This is a genomic window from uncultured Oceanicoccus sp. (assembly GCF_963968385.1).
Lineage (GTDB): Bacteria > Pseudomonadota > Gammaproteobacteria > Pseudomonadales > Dasaniaceae > Oceanicoccus.
In genome coordinates this window covers 1-2,342 of the sequence record NZ_CAXAHB010000135.1, presented here as the reverse complement: position 1 = coordinate 2,342, position 2,342 = coordinate 1, and the positions used below count along the sequence as shown (strand labels likewise).

The 2,342-nt window shown below is 50.2% G+C and carries 2 protein-coding genes; both read left to right on the top strand.

Translation table 11 applies throughout. The features are described from left to right. On the top strand, window positions 1-977 hold a 977-nt coding region (locus AACP44_RS09040; protein ID WP_339340200.1), incomplete at its 5' end, for a toprim domain-containing protein. 157 nt (window positions 978-1,134) lie between these two features. Beyond that, a partial coding sequence (locus AACP44_RS09035; RefSeq protein WP_339340199.1) for an RNA polymerase sigma factor region1.1 domain-containing protein occupies window positions 1,135-2,342 on the top strand: 1,208 nt, incomplete at its 3' end.

Here is a 2,342-nt window from a genome sequence, read left to right as displayed (position 1 = left end):
CACTGGGTACCGCCACCAGTACAGAGCATTTAAAACGGGTATTTCGCCAATGCTCAGAGGTCGTTTTCTGTTTCGATGGCGACGAAGCTGGCCGCAAAGCCGCTAAGCGGGCGCTAGAGTCAGCCCTACCCGCAATGGAAGATGGTCGGCAAGCCAGATTTCTATTTTTGCCGCAGGGGGAAGACCCGGATAGCATGGTACGCAGCATTGGTGCCAGTGACTTTATCCGTCTGGTCGACAAAGCTGAACCGTTAGAGGAATTCCTATTTAACTCGCAAGCCGAGGGCCTAGCGCTGGAATCGCTCGATGGCAAAGCCCGACTCAGTAAGCTGGCGGCGCCACTCATCGATCAATTACCCGAGGGTGTGTTTAAAGAGCTAATGATGTCCTCTCTGGCCGAGCGCACTGGGCTGTCACAAGAAAAACTCACCAAAATCCTGCAACGGCATCAGGCTAATAAACAATCCGAGGCGACTGAAAAATCTGCCGGCATAGCCTCTGGTCAGATCAGCCCTCAGCCCAAACAAAGGGCACCATTGATCGCCAGCCAACAAGACAGCACCAGAGATCCGATCCTCTATGCAATCGCCCTGTTATTACATGAGCCCAAGGCCGCTAGCCATGTCGCCATCCCCAGTGCTTTAAGCCAAAGCGACGACCATAATGCCCCCTTACTGGCGGCCATACTGGAGTTACTGCATAAAAGGCCCGATTCTACCTCTTCCATGCTGATCGGCCACTGGTATGGCGAGGCATGGGGGGAAACCTTGCAACAACTGCTACAACTGGAGCAATTTATCCCTGACTCTGATATTGAACTTGAGCTCAAAGAAACACTCCAACATCTCGAACGCAAGCATCAGCAACAGCAACTCGACCATCAAGTCGACAAACTATTAGCCAAGGACTACGCTCAGTTAAGTGAGGATGAAAAACAGCAGCTCAAGCGATTACTCGGCCAAAAACACGATGTATAAGGCCCGTCATCGCCCAAAGCCACTCTTTGAACCACTTAAAAAGCCGCTGCAGCCCCCATTTTGCGCCAATCAACCGGTTATTAAGCTAGTATTTGGGCGGCATATAAAGTTATAATGTCGGGCTAACTTCCGCAAACGTCCCAGTGAACGATTTACTATGAGCGATACCGAACAAACGCAGTCTCGTTTAAAGTCCCTTATTGCCAAGGGAAAAGAGCAAGGCTACCTGACATACGCAGAGGTTAACGATCACCTGCCTCAAGATATCTCTGATCCGGATCAGGTTGAAGATATTATCCAGATGATCAACGATTTGGGTATTCAGGTGTTTGAAAAAGCGCCCGATGCCGACGAAATCCTGCTGTCGGAAGAAGATTCCACCGATGATATCGCCGCCGCAGAAGCTGCTGCAGCCCTAGCTGCCGTTGAAACCGAAGCCGGTCGCACCACCGACCCCGTGCGTATGTATATGCGTGAAATGGGTACGGTTGAGCTACTAACTCGCGAAGGCGAGATTGCCATTGCCAAGCGTATAGAAGAAGGCATCCGCGATATCATGGCTGCCGTTGCCTACTACCCCGGCGCGGTACAAGATATTATCGACGAGTACGACAAAGTGGCCACTGAAGAGCGCCGCTTGGCCGACATCCTGACTGGCTATCTTGACCCTACCGATGTGGTTCCACCTGCCGCCCAGCAACAACAAGCTGCTGCCGCTGATGACGACGATGACAATACCCCCGCTGGCCCAGACCCGGTGGAAGCGAAAAAACGTTTTACGGCGATTCGCAAGCAACAAAATAAACTCGACAAAGCGATCGAAAAGCATAGCCGCTACAGCAAACAAGCCGCCAAAGAATTACAAAAACTGGCCGAACTATTTAAGTTTCTAAAACTGACGCCGCGGGTTTTTGAACCGCTGTCTATTCGCGTTCGCTCAAAACTGAATGTGATTCGTGAAAATGAACGTTTGATTATGGGCATCTGCATCAAGCAGGCAAAAATGTCGCGCAAAGACTTTGTAAAGTCCTTCCAGGGTTCTGAAACAAATTTTGACTGGCTAGACGACCAAATCAAAGCCAATCAAGATGCCGCCCCTATACTGGAAGCCAATCGTGAAGAGATTATTCGGGCGCAGCGTAAAATTGCCCTGATAGAGGCACAAACGGATTTAACCATTATCGATATCAAAGAAGTTAATCGTCGCATGTCGATTGGCGAAGCTCGCGCCCGACGCGCGAAAAAAGAAATGGTCGAAGCCAACTTACGTCTGGTTATTTCTATCGCCAAAAAATATACCAACCGCGGCCTGCAGTTTCTTGACTTGATTCAAGAAGGCAATATCGGTCTGATGAAAGCGGTTGA